Annotated in this window: 13 protein-coding genes and 1 pseudogene; 8 read left to right on the forward strand and 6 right to left on the reverse strand. The window is 45.4% G+C overall.

The window, feature by feature from the left end:
- Nucleotides 1-5: 5 nt before the first annotated feature.
- Nucleotides 6-1,241: a sugar MFS transporter gene (locus ABWH99_RS06600; protein ID WP_375585498.1), complete on the reverse strand. Its 1,236-nt coding sequence runs from the start codon at nt 1,239-1,241 to the stop codon at nt 6-8.
- Nucleotides 1,242-1,629: 388 nt separating this feature from the next.
- On the opposite strand from ABWH99_RS06600, the gene ABWH99_RS06605 reads away from it, so the two are divergent.
- The 5 genes from ABWH99_RS06605 to ABWH99_RS06625 all read left to right on the forward strand — a co-directional run bounded on the left by ABWH99_RS06605 (nt 1,630) and on the right by ABWH99_RS06625 (nt 5,975).
- A complete protein-coding gene (locus ABWH99_RS06605) occupies nt 1,630-2,478 on the forward strand; it encodes an SPFH domain-containing protein (protein ID WP_375585499.1) in 849 nt (282 codons plus the stop codon).
- A 2-nt stretch (nt 2,479-2,480) separates the two neighbouring features.
- Nucleotides 2,481-2,906, forward strand: coding sequence for a hypothetical protein (locus ABWH99_RS06610; protein ID WP_375585500.1), 426 nt, complete (start codon nt 2,481-2,483; stop codon nt 2,904-2,906).
- 84 nt (nt 2,907-2,990) lie between these two features.
- A complete protein-coding gene (locus ABWH99_RS06615; RefSeq protein WP_375585501.1) occupies nt 2,991-3,176 on the forward strand; it encodes an Arc family DNA-binding protein in 186 nt (61 codons plus the stop codon).
- A 117-nt stretch (nt 3,177-3,293) separates the two neighbouring features.
- Nucleotides 3,294-3,836 carry a HEAT repeat domain-containing protein gene (locus ABWH99_RS06620; RefSeq protein WP_375585502.1) on the forward strand — a complete coding sequence of 181 codons (543 nt, stop codon included), beginning with the start codon at nt 3,294-3,296 and terminating at the stop codon, nt 3,834-3,836.
- A 72-nt stretch (nt 3,837-3,908) separates the two neighbouring features.
- Nucleotides 3,909-5,975, forward strand: coding sequence for an alginate lyase family protein (locus tag ABWH99_RS06625; RefSeq protein WP_375585503.1), 2,067 nt, complete (start codon nt 3,909-3,911; stop codon nt 5,973-5,975).
- 509 nt (nt 5,976-6,484) lie between these two features.
- Here the strand turns inward: ABWH99_RS06625 and ABWH99_RS06630 are convergent.
- The 5 genes and pseudogenes from ABWH99_RS06630 to ABWH99_RS06650 all read right to left on the reverse strand — a co-directional run bounded on the left by ABWH99_RS06630 (nt 6,485) and on the right by ABWH99_RS06650 (nt 12,441).
- The gene (locus ABWH99_RS06630) at nt 6,485-7,555 is read right to left on the reverse strand and encodes an IS110 family transposase (RefSeq protein ID WP_375585504.1); all 1,071 of its coding nucleotides are present in this window, start codon (nt 7,553-7,555) and stop codon (nt 6,485-6,487) included.
- Nucleotides 7,556-7,660: 105 nt separating this feature from the next.
- Complete coding sequence (locus ABWH99_RS06635) at nt 7,661-8,812, reverse strand: alpha/beta fold hydrolase (RefSeq protein ID WP_375585505.1); 1,152 nt, start codon at nt 8,810-8,812, stop codon at nt 7,661-7,663.
- A gap of 580 nt (nt 8,813-9,392) precedes the next feature.
- Entirely contained in the window at nt 9,393-9,677 is a 285-nt protein-coding gene (locus tag ABWH99_RS06640) for a cysteine peptidase family C39 domain-containing protein (RefSeq protein WP_375586551.1), read from the reverse strand.
- Nucleotides 9,678-9,779: 102 nt separating this feature from the next.
- A pseudogene (locus ABWH99_RS06645) lies at nt 9,780-10,619 on the reverse strand (6-bladed beta-propeller); the annotation flags it as partial.
- A gap of 1,216 nt (nt 10,620-11,835) precedes the next feature.
- Complete coding sequence (locus ABWH99_RS06650; protein WP_375585506.1) at nt 11,836-12,441, reverse strand: Uma2 family endonuclease; 606 nt, start codon at nt 12,439-12,441, stop codon at nt 11,836-11,838.
- 816 nt (nt 12,442-13,257) lie between these two features.
- On the opposite strand from ABWH99_RS06650, the gene ABWH99_RS06655 reads away from it, so the two are divergent.
- The 3 genes from ABWH99_RS06655 to ABWH99_RS06665 all read left to right on the forward strand — a co-directional run bounded on the left by ABWH99_RS06655 (nt 13,258) and on the right by ABWH99_RS06665 (nt 16,674).
- On the forward strand, nt 13,258-13,695 hold the full coding sequence (locus ABWH99_RS06655; protein ID WP_375585507.1) for a PH domain-containing protein: 438 nt from the start codon (nt 13,258-13,260) through the stop codon (nt 13,693-13,695).
- Between the two features lie 400 nt (nt 13,696-14,095).
- Nucleotides 14,096-15,259 (forward strand): hypothetical protein, encoded by a 1,164-nt coding sequence (locus tag ABWH99_RS06660; protein ID WP_375585508.1) that lies wholly within the window; start codon nt 14,096-14,098, stop codon nt 15,257-15,259.
- A 236-nt stretch (nt 15,260-15,495) separates the two neighbouring features.
- Nucleotides 15,496-16,674 carry a hypothetical protein gene (locus ABWH99_RS06665; RefSeq protein ID WP_375585509.1) on the forward strand — a complete coding sequence of 393 codons (1,179 nt, stop codon included), beginning with the start codon at nt 15,496-15,498 and terminating at the stop codon, nt 16,672-16,674.
- The last annotated feature ends 172 nt before the right edge of the window (nt 16,675-16,846 follow it).

Below are 16,846 nucleotides of genomic sequence, written 5' to 3' on the forward strand. Positions count from 1 at the left end.
CCGCCTTAGTGCGTAACGGGACTCACCATTTCGGTCCTCCTGGAATTTTTCTGCCAAACAAAGAAGATGATAAACAATACGATCAGGATGGCGGGAAACAAGGCCATACTCTGCAGGGTGGCCTGCCCGGCTAGCAGTTCCAGTTGATCTCCTGAAAACCCTTCTGCCTGCATTTCTGCCCTGGAGCTATCGATCCATCCTCCGATAATCGGCTGCCAGATAGCCGTGGAAAACATCCCGATGCCACCGATGATGGACATGCCGAGCGCGCCGCTCAACGGAACTCGTTGGGCCACGGCCCCCACCATCACGGGCCAGAAATAGGCCACTCCCAGTGCAAAAATAATGGCTACAAAGTAGGCGATGCCTCCGGTAACCATGCTGAAGAGGTAGATGCCGATGGTTGCGAGAATTGCCCCGGCCAGGAGCACTCCGGTTTGTCCGAGTTTTTCAACCACTGGACCGGCAAAGAACCGGGCGACTGCCATCACCCCGGTGGTAAGGGCCAGGATAATCATCGCGTTCGCTCCGCTGTTCGCCAAAACAATGTTTACCCATTGTTGTGGGCCAAATTCAGAGATAGCCGTAAGGGACATGCAGACGAAAAGAAAAAGAAAAACCGGGCTAAACAGCGCCTTGAAGTTGTTGCCCAGAGAGGTGGCTCCCTCCACTTTTGCTTTTGGAAAGGCTTTGCCGTAAAACAAAACCGCATAGATTACGGTGGGGACCATGGTGATCCACATTTGCGCTTCCCATCCCAGGTTCATGCTGGTCATTACATTGGAGATGATGGCTCCCAGCATGATACCTCCCGGAAACCACATGTGGAACCGATTCAGCATCTTGTTCATTTTTACCCCGGAATACATGTCTGCAATCATGGGATTACAGGCTGCTTCGGTACATCCGTTACCAAAACCGATAAAAAGTGTGGAGATCAGCAGGGTGGTGTATCCGCCTGCATAAATGGTCAGCAAGATACCCAGCGTGTGGGCCACAAATGCTACCCGCATGATGTTTTTGGCACCAAACGAATGGTACACGATACCTCCAATGATCATGGAGATGGGGAATCCCAGAAACCACATGGAGTTGATAAACCCAAGCTGGGCGGCACTAAGGCCAAAATCTTCTCCAAGCTGTGGCAAGATCCCAGCCCGAATACTGAAGGTAAAAGCGGTGGTGATCAGCGCAAAACAGCTCCCGTTAAAGAGTGCGCTTTTGTTAATGTTCTCGTTCATTGAGTTTGGGTTTAGAAGTTTTTTAAATGTTGTTTCGGGTGATCAATCAAATCACCCGGACAATATAAAAAAAATTGATTTTACCTTTTGCCTTTTTTTTGGAATTATCACCAATTATTTGAAATGTGGAGGTAGTATTCTTTGGAAAACGCGTACCAACGGCAATTTCCCGGCTAGCTACTGTTCAGCTGCTTAGAAGTACCCAATCGGCAGTGGCAGGGCCTGGCTTATCACGAAAGCATGTAAGTAGTCCGACTTACCGAATCTCTCCGTTTTAGCCCGGCCCGGTAGGGAGATCGGTGAAAATGCAAGAAATCCAAGAAGAAAGATGAACTTTATAAACGAATCAAACGTATATCAATATGATATCATTTTAACTCACACTGTTATGGAAAAAATAAGTAAACCTCAATCCGGTTACCGGATGTTGCTGGTGGTGCTACTCACCCTGGCCCTGGCCATTTTCGCCTTTACCGGTAAAGCCCTCCTGCTGGCCTTCCCCTTATCGCTGGCCTTTTTTCTCTTTTTGCCTGGTTTTTTTATTGTCGAGCCCAACAAGGCGATGGTCTTGTTGCTGTTTGGCTCGTACAAGGGAACCGTCAAGGCAGATGGTTTTTTTTGGGTGAATCCATTCATGACGAAGAAAAAGATTTCGTTGCGGGTACGAAACTTTGAGAACAAACCCCTTAAGGTAAACGACAAGATTGGTAATCCGGTGATGGTGGGGACCATTGTGGTCTGGCAAGTAGAAGATACCTTCAAGGCTTCCTTTGATGTGGACGATTACGAAAACTTTGTGCACCTGCAGGCCGATGCAGCGGTACGAAAAATGGCCGGCACCTATCCCTACGATAATTTTGAAGACGAGCATGCGGAAGTAACTCTTCGTTCCGGCGTGGAAGATGTCAACCAATCGCTGGAGAACGAAATAAGCGACCGGCTGCAGCATGCTGGAATCAAGGTCATTGAGGCCCGCATTTCGCACTTGGCCTATTCCTCCGAAATTGCTTCGGCCATGTTGCAGCGGCAGCAGGCCACGGCCATTGTTGCGGCACGGCGGATGATTGTTGACGGTGCTGTGGGCATGGTAGAAATGGCACTGGAGGACCTGAAGATAAAAGGCATCATCGATTTTGAAGACGAGAAAAAAGCAGCGATGGTGAGCAACCTCATGGTGGTGCTTTGTTCGGACAAGAATGCCAGTCCGGTAGTCAATGTGGGTACGCTAAACCCCTAAGCATGGTATACAACGAAATTCAGCCACTGAAGAAAACCTGGGCATTTCCCCTGGTGTTGCTCCTTCAGCTCGGTATCGGCGTTTTGGCGGTTTCCGGGGGCTTTTCGGCAAATCAGCCAGAACAAGCCTGGATCGGTTTTGGTTTGGTCCTATTGCTGACGGGTGGCCTGCTGCTCTTGTTTTTGCACATGCGTTTGGAGATCCGAATGGACGCCTCCGGATTGCAATTCAGAAGTCCTCCCTTTGTGAATTCCTGGCGAAAGCACGGGTGGGAGGAGATAAGGGATATGCAGCTGCTTTCTACCCGCTCCTTCAATTGGCTGGGGGGACGGGCTTGCACCTGGGAGGAAGCCTGGGCATCCGCAGGGGATGGAATGGGGAATGGCGGTACCTCTTTAGTTCGGGAAATGCCGTGCGGGTTTTTCTGAAAGACCGCAGCTTCGTACTTAGTACCCGCCGAACGAAGGAATTCATGGCTGCCTGGGAAGCATGGAATGTAGGAAATTAAGATTATGGCGCAGAAGAAACCCTTTGCCCTACGCATAGACGAGCGGCTGATGAAGGCCGTGGAAAAATGGGCATCCGACGAATTCAGAAGTACGAATGGACAATTGGAATGGATTGTACACGAGGCATTGAAGAAAGCAGGCCGGCTACCTGGGCGTGCCTCCTCCGGGGATAAAAAAACAGAGGAATAAGCGGGCTGTTTTTTTAAGCTCCCGGTTTTGGGGTTGTTTGGTTCGGTAATTTTTTGGAACTTTCTATCCCCGGGGAGGGAGCTGTCTGGAAAGCTCCGACCGGTAAAACGATACATAATGGACACTGAAGCAGAAAAAATAAGCGAATGGATCGCCCGACTCCTGGATGAGCAGGAGGCAGAGCCTTTGCGTCATGCTGCCCGGCTGGCGGGTATTGGCGGGCCACAGGTACAGGATGAACTGCTCCGGGTGCTCAAAGAGGGCTCCATGGAACAGGCATTTTTGGCTACCAAAGCTCTGGCGATGATGGAGACGGGCAAGGAGGAATCCCTGGATGCATTGCTGGAGGTCATTCACCGACCTGCCAATGCCGGGAAGAACGGCGGACTGGTCTCTTTGCTGGAGGAGTTTGACCTGAGCGAAAAATTTGTCGACCTCTTCCGCATTTACCTTTTTGGTAATTTCAAATCATCGGCCCTGGCAAAAGCACATTTGGACTACGAGGAGTTTGTGATAAGCCCGCGGACGCTGAAGAAAGCCGAGAAGCACCGGCAGCATTTCCTGAACAATTCCCCAAAAGAAGACGAGGGTTTTCTGTTAAAAAAACAGGAAGCCGAAATCATCCTGAAAGAGCTGCGGGAATTGCTGACTGAACCCTGATTCTGTTTTCGCCCAGGCGACACCTCTTACCGTTTTTTGTTTCCAACCCAAAAACCAATCCTACCCAGACCCATGAACCGAATGTTTTCTAAAGCCTTATTTTCGTTGCTCTTGTTTCTTTGCGTAACGGGCCTCAGTTCTGCGCAACAATCCTGGGAAAAATTGCATACCGCCGCCGATCTCTACGAGGCGCATCCCGAAATCCTTCGCAGTATTTTTTCACACCTGGACCTGGATCGTCCGGAACTGGCTGCAGTAAAGGCAGCCCGGGACAAGGGTGATTGGGTCGGGGCTGCAGACAACTTATTGGCTTACTACGCGCACAGTCCTGTCGCGCAATCGTTGGCAAGGGATTTGCCGGATAGGGGCAACGGAAGGATAGCAGCAGCGGATACCATCCTTCAGGATGTATTTACCATACAAAATGTGAAAGGGAAGGTGCCCATTCTTCCTGATGGCCACAGGGACTGGTACTACAAGGGCCCCAATAATGACCGGGAGTGGGCCTGGTTATCCAACCGGCACAGTCAATTGCTGCAAGTCATGGATGCCTATTTTGAAACAGGAAATCCGGTGTATGCGGTGTACCTGGATCGGTTTCTCCGGGATTTTATTTTAAAGAGCATGCCTTATCCGGCCGAAAAAGGAACGGAGTCTATCTGGCGGGGGCTGGAAGTGGCCGCAAGGGCCAAGGCATGGACCCGCCTGTTTTATGCCATGAACGGGAGTACACACCTACGTCCTGCTACCCGGTTGCTCCTACTGAGTAGTCTGCCTGACCATGCCCATTACAACCGGCATTTTCACGGGGGGAATAACTGGCTGACCATGGAAATATCCGCGCTGGCTACCGTAGCCGCCTATTTTCCGGAATTTAAGGATTCCGAGGCCTGGCTGGACTACGCGATAGGGGCCATGACCGAAAGCATGCGTGACCAGGTGTATCCCGACGGCGTACAAACCGAGCTAACCTCTCATTACCATAACGTTTCGCTGCATAACTTCGAACTTTTTCAGTCCATTTGTGAGGTGGCTGGGCGGGAACTGCCGGCGTTTTTTCCCGAAACGATCCGGCAAATGTACGGATACATCGCCCGTGCGGTGCGCCCGGACGGCTACCGAATCCTAAACAACGACGGAGATCGGGGCAGTGACCGGGAGTTGATTTTACGCGGGGCCGATGCATTTGACAGGCCCGATTGGGCCTACATCGCCAGCAATGGAAATAACGGGAGCCTTCCTTCAGATGGACCCTCCTATTTCTTTCCCTGGGCGGGGCAACTCATTAGCCGAAGTGGGTTCGATTCCCTGGCCCATTGGTCCTTTTTTGACATGGGGCCCTGGGGCAGCGGCCACCAACACAACGACAAATTGCACCTCTCCCTGAGTGCATTCGGGCAGGATTTTCTGGTTGACGCAGGAAGGTTTGCGTATACCGGTGCATTGGCCGAGAAGTTTCGCCCCTATGCCCGGGGAAGTCAGGGGCACAACGTGTTGCTACTGGATGGAAAAGGACAGGGCAGCGGGCCCACCCACGCCAGTTCTCCGCTGGACCGGCGCTTTGTCGAAATCACCGAACGCTACGATTTTGGAAGCCAGTCTTTCGACCGGTTCGAAGGGTTGGAGGGGAAGGCTTCTCATAGCCGCAGCCTGCTGTACTTGCGCGGCAAATTTTGGCTGCTCGTCGATCGGATAAGTAGCGATCGGCCGCGAACGATACAGGCATTGTGGCACTGGCATCCCGATATAGCCTTGCAGCTGCAAGGACTGGAGGTAGCAGGCAGCCATCCGGGTGGATCGCTTACCCTCTCCCTGGTTTCCGGACCAAGAGAAGTTGACCTGCAATCGATCAGGGGACAGGAAATTCCCGAGATCCAGGGCTGGTACAGTCCGGAATACAATCGGTACGAACCCAACACGCTTACCAGTTTCGAGCTTCGAATTCCTGCAACACAAACGCTGGTGTGGTTGCTGTTGCCGCGGTCCTCTTCTTCCGGCGATACCAGCTATCGGGCGCGGGTTTTGTCCGAAACCAACACCTATGTCAAGGTGGAAGTGCAGGTCGGGAGAGAAACCTGGGAACTTCAGGTTCCCTACTACGATCGCGATACCGTAGCGGTCAGCCAGGTGATGCGGTAATTTAAAAAAGAAAATAGACCTCAACCGTTACGGACATTGACCTTTGGGGTTTCTACAACCCCGAAGGTCTTTTTCCAAAGCGTTTACGAAAAAACCTTCTATGTTGCTTTCCTAATTTGCGGGGATATTTTTTCTTGAGAAAGATACATTTTATCTTTAAAACATGAATCTGAAGAGGAAGTGGGCTCTGCTGGAGAGCAACCCACCAGCAATAGGGTTCATGACGGAGAATATACTCCCAGGCCCCTTTAGTTAGGGGCTTTTTTTATCTTTGAATTCTTTGTCTTTTGATAGCTTAAAAAACTCGTTTTACTACTATCAAAAACAGCAACTTACTCCATAAAACAACCTTCTATTAACAGACTCAATGAGCTGCATTGCCACATTTTAATTTATTGGATATTGGGCCGTAGCCTTCGAGATAACAGTCAACTTAGTTGCTGCAAGGTTTTTTAACGGTCCCAATAAAGGTTGGGGATTGTTTTACAGAATAATATGTTTGTGCGGTTTTATTTGACGACTCCAAGCACATAGGGCTGTTTGTTTTTCAATACGTATCTGATCCTGCTTAAAAGTTTCTTTGCTATTCTGGTTATGGCTTGATTGGCTTTCATCCTTTTGCAATATTGGTTATAGCTTTTTGCCAATGCCGGATCAGTCCTTGCAGCGACCCAGGCACATTCTATTAGAGCAGCTCTCAGCACCTTATGCCCCCTGGGGGTGATATTACCCGTTCTTTCGGTATCCCCGGATGAGTTGGTTGACGGTACAAGGCCGATAAAAGAGCATAGTTTGTCGAGGGAGTTGAACCTGTCCAGCCTTTCCAGCTCGGTCAATAGGGTCATTGCCGTCAAGAGCCCGATTCCTGGAATGGTCATCAATAACTTGATTTCCTGCTCATACTTTTCTGTTTTGGAAAGGGTTCGTATTTGGTTGGTGACATTTAGGGTGGTTTTCCGCATATGGTACAAAATGGACAGATGACTGTCCATTATTTGTTTTTCCACCATACCGAGTTCAAGTCCATCCAGCCATCTAAGAGGCTTTTTGTTCCATTTTGGGCTGTTTATTTCCCCGGGAATACTTATGCCGTTAAAATGGAGGCTGGCCTTGATCCTGTTTTTGATCCTGGTGGTATCATTGACGACAGTTTTTCTTAACCTCATAAGCCCCCTGTCACCAAGAGAGGCCAAAGAGGGTATGTAGATAGGGACCAGTTCCCCGTTTCTTAGGGACCGGGCAATTTTTTGGCTGTCCCTGGCATCCTCTTTCTGTACTTTTTCCTTGCCGGTTGTCGGAATATCAGCAGGATTGACCACAATGGAATTGAACCCAAGAGCGCAAAGCTTGTAATGAGTCCAGTATCCCGAGAATCCAGCCTCATAGGCACTGAAGTAGGTAGCACCCGGATAGTTCCGGACAAGATAATTGTACAAAGTCTCTGCACAGGGATCCTGTGAAAACGTGCGTTTATGAAGATTATCCATCATCACTGTAACTTTCCAGCTTTTGAGGTGGGCATCAATACCCACATAAATGTTTTGGCCGGAAAAATCGTTTTTGTTAACTTGTGTTTGCATAAGTTTCGGAGGTTATAGCATGGTTCTAGAAAACTTAATCTAATGATTTCCTGAAACTTATGCTATTGCTCTTGCAAACATATGGCCTTCGAGGTCTCAAAGACCTCAAAGGTTATACCTATCCTTTTTATCATAAAGCAACCCGGCTTCCTGCAGGGATTGATAAACGTCGATTTTTTCCTGATTATCCTCAAGTACAAAGGAGCGGATAAGGTTCTGATGTAATCCGGTAGCCCTCAATTTTCCAAGTGCGTGCCCATCCCGGAGAGGCATCAGGCTGGAATGGGGGTAGAACTCCGCCAATACATCGTAACAATACCGGGATAGCAGTTTGTCATGGACAGCACCAACGATCAGCACCTTGCCTTCAAACTGCCTGCCTTTGTCGTAATCCACTCCATGCACCGAAAAAGGAGCTTTCTCCAATTCCTTCCAGATGGGAAGACTTTCCTGTTTCATCCATGCTGCCAAAATGGAAGGAGGCTGATCGTTCAGCCTGTTTGCCAGTAAATCATAACTGTGCTCAAACAACCTTACTTTAAACCCTAAATCTTCCTCACCATTTCCCCATAAGCCAGTCACCAAAAATCCCCATTGTAAAAAGGCATAAAATGGAAAGTTATCGCCATCACCCGTATCCGGACAAAGCCTATCGGCATGTGCCTGCCATAAATAGGCGAGCCAAAACCGATTGGCCTGCGCTTCCGGACAGCGGGCCGGGTCCCGGAAGTTCAGGTTTTTTTGAAGGTCAAATAGTAGGGGGTTAAAGGAAATCAGGGAACTGACTTTTTCGGGATACAGGCTGAGGTAATAATGCAGATAGGCGGCAGCACCGGAATAGCCCGCTAAATGAACCGGCCGGTCCCCGGGCAAGGCTTTCCGGACCTTTTCCAGGTCCCGGGCATGCTGGTCCACATTCAATAGCTGGTAGGCCTTGGACCAGTCGGTTTCACCGCTGGAACGGATGGTATTCAGGAGGACTTCGGACTGATGGCGGCCTTTGATTTGTACCAGGTTAAATTCATCCGCCAGTTCCCGGAGCTCCATGCCTTGCTGAAAATAGTTGTCCAGGGGATCATCCAGTAGCAAAATCGTTTCTTTTTGGCCCTGATAGGGTTGTAAAAGGGTATAACTGATGGTTATTTGCTTGCCGCGGGGATCCCGGTGGTCCATGGGTACGGATATAAAATTTAGGGTATCAGAGGCTTGCAGGATAAACCATGAGAATACACTTAGTATTTGTAGAAATGCTATCAAAACAGCGTTTGATTTACGTTTACCATCGGAGGCCTAAAGAATTTCTCCTTAAAATCAGCTAGTTAAGGGGTCCAGTAGTTGAAAATAGCTTGTTTAAAAATCTAATCCAATTATGAATATAGTCTGTATTGTTAAATGATGTGAAATAGTGCCTTTTTTGTTAGTCAAACGAAGGTAAATCAAAAACAGCAATTCCAGGATCTTCATCTGTGGTGATACCCTACAATTTGCCGCCCTGTTGGTTTACAGCAAGGACGCGAATTCTTGTGTACAGTTTGTATTTAACTAAAATAGCATCCCGTAGAATGTGTGGATGTCCGTTGCGTAGTCGTTAATTAGCCGTATGAATTTTAAAACGAATCAAGTTTCTAATTTAAAAACTCGTCTAAAATTTCCTTTATCTCCTATTGCTCCAGTCTTGGGGCATTTGGGTGGATGAGCCTGCCCTTTAAATCAAAGAACTGGTACCGGGGGATAAATCTTACATCCAATTGATCCAGTACAGTATTCTTTTATTGGCTTCATCCCCGGTAAAGGCAGTGATTGCAGTCCCAGGGTATAAATTAAAATCCGCTAAAAATTAACAATTTGGAATTTTATATTTACTCAATGTATTGAGTAAAACAATTATGGCGTACCAACGGATAGAAAAAGCAGGTTTGTTGAAACGGCTCAAAGATGAACCCAAGAGATTTATACAGGTGGACTCTGCGGCCTCGCTTAGCTTGAGCAGGTTGCTTCCGGAGCGGGTGGTTTCCGAATATTCCCGTATTTCCTGCAGGGAGATCAATTTGCCGTAATGTTTGGCAATGATGCGCAGGCAGGTGGGGCCGCAGTCTTTGGCATCGGGTTGTTTGTTGAAGATGAAGTTTGAAGCTAATGTCTTTTAATGATAAGTTAATACAGAATAGAATAAGTAACTATATAATATGATTTTAAGTACATAATTAGTATGATACAAATACAGCTAGTCAAATTTAACAATCCCAATAATTGGATTTAACTCCTGTTTTAATTTCTTTTCATACTGTGCCTGTTTGATATAATAGAAAGTATTGTTTTTCGAATCTAAAGGTCTGATCATAATAGGGATTCCATCTTTGTCCAAAATACCATTTTTTAAATTATGATATTCGGATGTACTCTTTTTATATAAGAACAACATTCTTTCAGCATCTTGCATATATTCACATACTATATAGGAGGAAGAGTTAGAGATATTCAACATTAATGGTGTAATATATCCATCCAAATCTAACTTTTTCGATTTTTCAAAAATGATTTTTTTATACGGTGTCATTGTAACTCCTTCTATTCGGTAGAGAGTATCTGGAAAAATTGACTCTTGTGTTAAAACTGGTTTATAGAAATAGTTTCCAAACTCATCACTCGATATATAAAATTTAAAATTATACCCTGTAGATTTATTTTCGTCGATAATTACTTTTCTTACCATTGAGCTATCACTAACGATCAAATCATGACCTAGCTTGTACAAAGTTGTGTTATTAGTAATTCCAAGCTCAGAATCTCCGACAATTTCGTCAGAAATGATCAATATGTTCTTATCGATAACATTAATATATGGAAGCAACATAGGATATCTCCTTTCCTCAATCAATTCATGATCCTTAGAGAAAACAATTAATTTTCTAGCAGATGAGATATAAATCAAATTTGAGTCGAAATCAATTGCCATAGAATAAACAATTCCATATTCGCCGGGTCCATCTCCCTGATTTCCTAATTTAAAAAGAAAATCTCCTTTATCGTTAAAAACAAGAACCTGGACTCCATCATTTACATAAAATTTTTTATTATATTATTTGACATCTTTAATTATTCCTAAAAGAGCAGTTTCATTGGTCTCTAATTGTACTCGATGTACTGAACGGGTTAAATCAGTTAAATAAAGATCTGAGTCGATATTTTCAGGAATTACGATGGTTGGTAATTCTTTAACAGTTGAAGGGGATGGACAAGAGGAAATCAATATAGTCAAAAGGCATAAAAATGAGAAGAAATATAGATTTGGTACTTGGAGCATATTTATATCTTTAAGTAATTTAATCGGAACAACCCAAAGGATGTTCCGAATTTTTCAAAAAATTATATCCTTTCACATCGTATCACCCAAGTACACTCAACCATTGCATCCTCAGGATAGGAACAATCGGTTATATATATGGACTGCCACGGACCATCCGGCGAACACATACATTTCCACCAACCATTGTTAGTGCAATCACCAGATCCTCCATAAATAGTTCCCATTTGGTTTCGCTGTAGCACATCCTATGCTGCCAGCTTAAATTTGTCTAAACTTAACTTTTTCATTTTTGTTTTATTTGATGATGTTTATTATCTCCCCGGACTTGCTAAGGACACCCGGGAATTGTGCCCACTCATCGCGATAGAATTTTTTTATTTACTTTTAAGCATTTAATTCTTTGAAGTCTGCAAAACTAGTATTCCTTTGGTAACGCGAATTTTCGCTATTCAGGAATCTTACCGGAGCTGTGGAAACAATTATTCATGCGGTTCTAACGGTTTTATAGCTTGTAAATTACCAAAAAAGGTGGTATTTATCTATGCTTCTGGTCTTATTACTTCCCAATCTAATGGATAAAATTAAAAAATATAGATGAATAATTTTATTTCCCGTGAACTGGCTTGTTTTTCCCGTGAACGGGCGGTTTATTTTTTCTATATCGGATGCGGGGTTTGCCAAACATATTATACACGGCTGTGGTTTCCGTTTCAGGTTTAGACACAGGGCTGCACCCTGTGTTTGGGTATTGCGCACCTTCAGTGCTTGGGATTCGGTTCTGTTTTCATTCATCCAAGGCTTGAAATGAGGAGAAGCTTTAGCTTAAATTGAAATAATTTGCGATATACTTCATATAGGATTAATTATATTCGCCGTGAACGGGCTGTTTTATGCCGTGAAAGAAATGATTGTCAGGAATGATGTGATGATTCGATGATCCGCTGATGAGGCTTCTACGGTCCAAAAGGCCAAACTATAATCCTCCAAGCACATGATCCAGCTCCAGCTCAAATCCAGGCACGGCTTCAGAAATTACCCTGTCACCCAGGGTGAATAAACGGGAGGCGCGGTATTTCCGCTCATCCAGGGTATAAATAAGAAGCGTTCGCTCATCCGGATGGATGACCCAGTATTCTTTCACTCCCGAAGCCTCATACACTTCGTATTTTAACTTTAAGTCTTTTCGATTGTTGCCGGGAGAAAGTATTTCTATGATCAAGTCTGGTGCACCGAGACAGCCACGTTCGTCTATCTTCTCTGCATCACATACGACACATAGGTCCGGTTGGACCACCGTATCGATATCTTCATTCGCTTTGGAAGCCACCGGCAGTCGTACATCGAAAGGTGCTGAGAATACTTCACAAGGGGTACCCTTTAGAAAATCGTACAGCGAGTAGAAAATTTTTCCGGAAATCCGTTGGTGAATCACTCTTGGTGCGGCTGCCTGTCGAAACACCTTTCCACGGATCAGTTCTACCATTTCATCTATCTCCCAGGTAAGATAATCCGCATACGTGTAAGAGCCGTAAGCAAAGTCAGGTTCTTTGGTTATGTTTTTTTCAGGTTGCGTTTCCATAGGGCTAACAAAACACGTGAATGATTTATAAAAATAATAAAAACCAATCAATTCTGCGAGAAATACCTATCGGTAACGGAAATATGGACTGGATGCCTGGATTTCGATACAAAACCCCAAAAAGCTACCCGGGTACATTGCTGCCCAAGTCAATATCATCTGACGAAATCTATAAAACCCATTTCCGACCTGCCTGGATCCGAACAGGACGACTCCTGGAAGGGATTTCAAACCCTGAAACAGTTTATCTTGTAGAATCCGACGGATCATCTTTTTCATGTTTCCGGTTTTGATCCTAATTTTAAGTAGTAATCGACATAAAAAATTGGGGGATGATTTTTTCTAAGGCTCAAAGCCACTTCTTCCAGTAAGTCGACGGGTAGCATACAGGTGTTTTATGCTATCCTACAATATTATTGTTTAATAAACAACAATATTGTAGGTTATTAAACAATAAAAAATATGCGCAAAAAATGTTTTCCCGTATACTTGGGAATAAAATTCAAGATTTTGGTTGGTTTGACGATTTGATCACTCGGATGTTGGCTATGCCGAATGCTAAAAGCCAAAGGCCAATGGCTAAACGAATCATAATTAAACAGTTTAATAATTAACCGATTATAAGAACTATTAATCACCAGCCTGCCTGCCGGAAACAAATCATAATACAAGAATCAGGTCTGAACAATCGAACGCGTTTCCGACCCTTTAACCTTGAGCGTATTGGATTCCATTGAGAATTACCTTGATCTTTTTAAATAATTTCAAATCTTCGCTATTTTTAGTTGTAAAAATAAAGCGATGCAGCCACTAAAAATGAAAACTTACAAGGCCAAAAAAGGACGCCTGATGCAGGGTATACTGCTTGTCCTGCTGGTATTGCCACTGGCATACGGGCTATTAGACCCGAAGCCTATGGAGGAGAAGCTGCGACGGATCATCCCCCTGACCGCACCTGCGCTATTTATTATCTGGCCGTATGTTTCCACCCGGTATCAGATCCGGGGTCATACCTTTTACTACAAGTCAGGCTATATCAAGGGAGAAATTGACATAGGTACCATCCGGACCGTCCTTAAAGGCAAAACCCGCTGGGTAGGAGTGAAGCCGGCGTTGGCTACCGGAGGCTTGATCATAAAACACAACCGGTACGACGATGTATACATTGCCCCGGAAGACAGCGAAATACTGATCGCTGACCTCCTTACCATCAACCCCGCCATCCAGGTAATCCCACCCGGGAAAGATAACTAGGGGGCATTGAGACAAGCTGAGCAGATAAAAAACCAGGAAGGTATCTGATATGCCCTTTGGTAAGGGAGAACAGCTGAATTAGTTCCTCTGGAAGTATTCTTTTAAGCAACATTGAAGCAACCATACCTATTTGGACGCATTAAAGATTGAGGAATATAGAAATCACGGAAATTGCTGACCTTCTTGCAAATCCGAACGAAGTCAATTCCCCCTTAAAAAGGGGGATTTAGTTACACTACCTGAATGCACTCGCGGTCCACAATTGCATATAAATCGAATAGACGTTTACCCAATTAAAGCTGAATAGGTTCCATTTAAACGGACTGAAATAAATTACCCTGACAGCAGCAAGTAGTAAGCTTTATTTTGCTTTTTTAAACCATTAGTTCTACTTTTAATCATGATTAGCCCTCGTTTATCACTATTGGCTCTGCTGGCGTCAGGCCTGCTTGCCTGTTCCCCCTCCCAAAAAGAAGCTGCCAGCACGAGCCGCTTTGCGCTGCAACTGGTGGATTCCGTCCGAGTCGATTATTTGGGTAATCTGGAGTTAAAGGATTACGATCCGGAAACGGAACAATACCTGGCTTACAACCAACAGGAGAAGGAAGTCCTGATTATTGATGCATCTGGCGATGTTGAACATTCGTTTATCCTCCAAAGTGACGGACCGGAGGCCATCATTGGCTATGGACCTAACCCTACCTTCGCAGGAGATCAAATCTGTATTTTTGCCGATAAAATCTACACCCTGAGCAGGCAAGGGAAGGTGTTGAACCGTGTAGAGATACCCTATCCCTATTTCTGGATTGTGGGCGGCGGACATATTGCCGCTTTTGCTCTGGGGGATAAATTGCTCTACTATAAACCGGAATCGGCAGAAGGAGGCCAGGACCTGCAGGCAGCCTATCAGGGCATGTTGGACGGTGGAGCTATGATGGAAGTTCTGGATACCCTCAGCGGTGAATATTATCCCACCATGCATTTTCCGGAAACGGAAGCCTTTGAGGAAGGGCTCTTTTACGGGTACCCGACTCCCCTTATCCAAAATGACGGTTCTCAATGGTTCCTTTCGGTCACCAATGCCCTGGAGTTTCATGTTTATAACGAAAAGGAACAGCGGCTGAATTTTCAGGAGACGGTAAAAGTCCCTGTCAATAACGCCTACCTGGACCAGCCCGTTCCTCTTGAGCAAATGAATACTTTTTTTGAAAAAAACGGGCTTGTCTACCGCATTCCCCAGATACACCGATTTTTACCACTGGAAGATCATTTTTTGGTCTTCTACAGCAAGGGGGTTTCTCCCGAAACCAAAGCCATGTACGACGTTTCGGATCCAGAACAGCGGCGGGAATTGGTGTATTCCTTTCCCATGCAATTTGCGGTTTTTGATGCTGATTTTACGAACCTGGCCGTGGATCTGCCCATTCCGAAAAGCATAAATCCCTTTTCTGCCCTGGTGGACAAAGAAGCCCAAATCCTGGCCCTAAAGGACCAGGAACAGGTAGGGGTAGAGGAGGATTTTCATACGGTGTATAAATTTAAGCTGGTCCACGGAGGGGAGTAAATTTAATTATTGGTTGCGAGAAGATAGTCAATTCGTTAGAAACCTGAATTCGATTCTAGCTGATGTTTCTGTGGACAAGCGGTACCTTTTTACAATGAGCACAGAAAATGCAGATAAGATAAATCCCTCCGCCGCGGCGGAGGGCAAGGGGGGATTTTTTCGACATGCTAAGTATTAAAATCCTTCATTTATCTCCCGAAATCCCCCGATTAGTAAAATTTAACACCTTTTATGTAATGGTTTCATTTTCTTTTGTGGATCTTGGGAAGATGAAAACCTGGTCCTATATGTGCTGTTTGGCTTTGGCCTTTTTCGGGTGTAGCAATAACGGTAAAAAAAGCGAGGATGATTTTGCGTATCAATTGATGGTAACTGATTCCATTCAGGTGGATTATCAGGGGAATCTGTTTCTTTATGACTACGACTCGTCAACCAACCTTTTTCTGGGTATAGACAATGGGACGGACGAAGTACTGCTGTTTGACAGGGAAGGTACTGTCAGTTCGCAGTTTCACCTGTCAAAGGACGGCCCTAATGCCATCTCCTGGGCCATGGGCTGGGGCTTTTTTACGGGGCAATTCACCGTAATGGATGCCGCAAAGGGCTTGCTGTTTTTTTCCAGGGAAGGAGAAATCGTCAAACGCATGGATTTAAATCCACCGTATACCTTTATCAATGGGCTCAAAAGTCCCGCTCATTCCCTCGGAAAGGAAATGGCCTATATCCGGCCGGAGAGGGGAGAAATGGACTGGAACGGGCAATCAGAAATGTTCGAAAGCATTTACAAAAGCCCTATTTTGGAAGTAATTGATCCTGAAACCGGTGCCATCAGGACCACAATGGATTTTCCACCCGGTACCATTTATGAAGATGGCAACTATTACCACTGGATGTTTCCTACGGTCATTCCTGCGGGAAAGGAATGGCTGGTTTATTTTAGGGCCGAGCAAACCTACCACGTGTATTCCAAAGAAGGCGATCAATTGGTATTCCAGCAGACCGTGGATTTAGATATAGAGGACGCTGTAAAAATCAAAGGCGTTCCGATGGCTAACCTGGACGATTATTACGAAATGAGCATCGACAATATCTTTGGAAGGATCCAAAACCTGTATGTGTTGGACAGCCAAATCGTTATCCACTACACCAAGGGTATGGAGGAGGAGAAAGCCAAATCCTTTCCCAGGAATACCATGGAAGAAAGCAGGGCTTTTTTACATCAGATCAATAACTACCTGGCCATTTTGGACCTGGACCATCAAATGATTCAAAAAGACATCCCGGTTCCTCAGGGTATTATCCTGAGTAGTGTAGCTGAAGAAAATGGATTTATTTTCGGCTTGAAGGACCAGGATTATTTTGGGGTAGAGGAAGATAAAGTGACTTTTTACCAAATGAAGTTGGTTAAAGAGTAATCCGTTAGCATCCATTTATTTGGGGTTTCCCCAACCCCGAAGGTCTTTCTTGGAACGGTTACGTTTAAAACCTTCTATGTTGCTTTCCTAATTTGCGGGGATATTTTTTCTTGAGAAAGATACATTTTATCTTTAAAACATGAATCTGAAGAGGAAGTGGGCTCTGCTGGAG

It is taken from the genome of Cyclobacterium xiamenense, from assembly GCF_042140265.1.
In the GTDB taxonomy this organism is placed as follows: Bacteria; Bacteroidota; Bacteroidia; order Cytophagales; family Cyclobacteriaceae; genus Cyclobacterium; species Cyclobacterium xiamenense_A.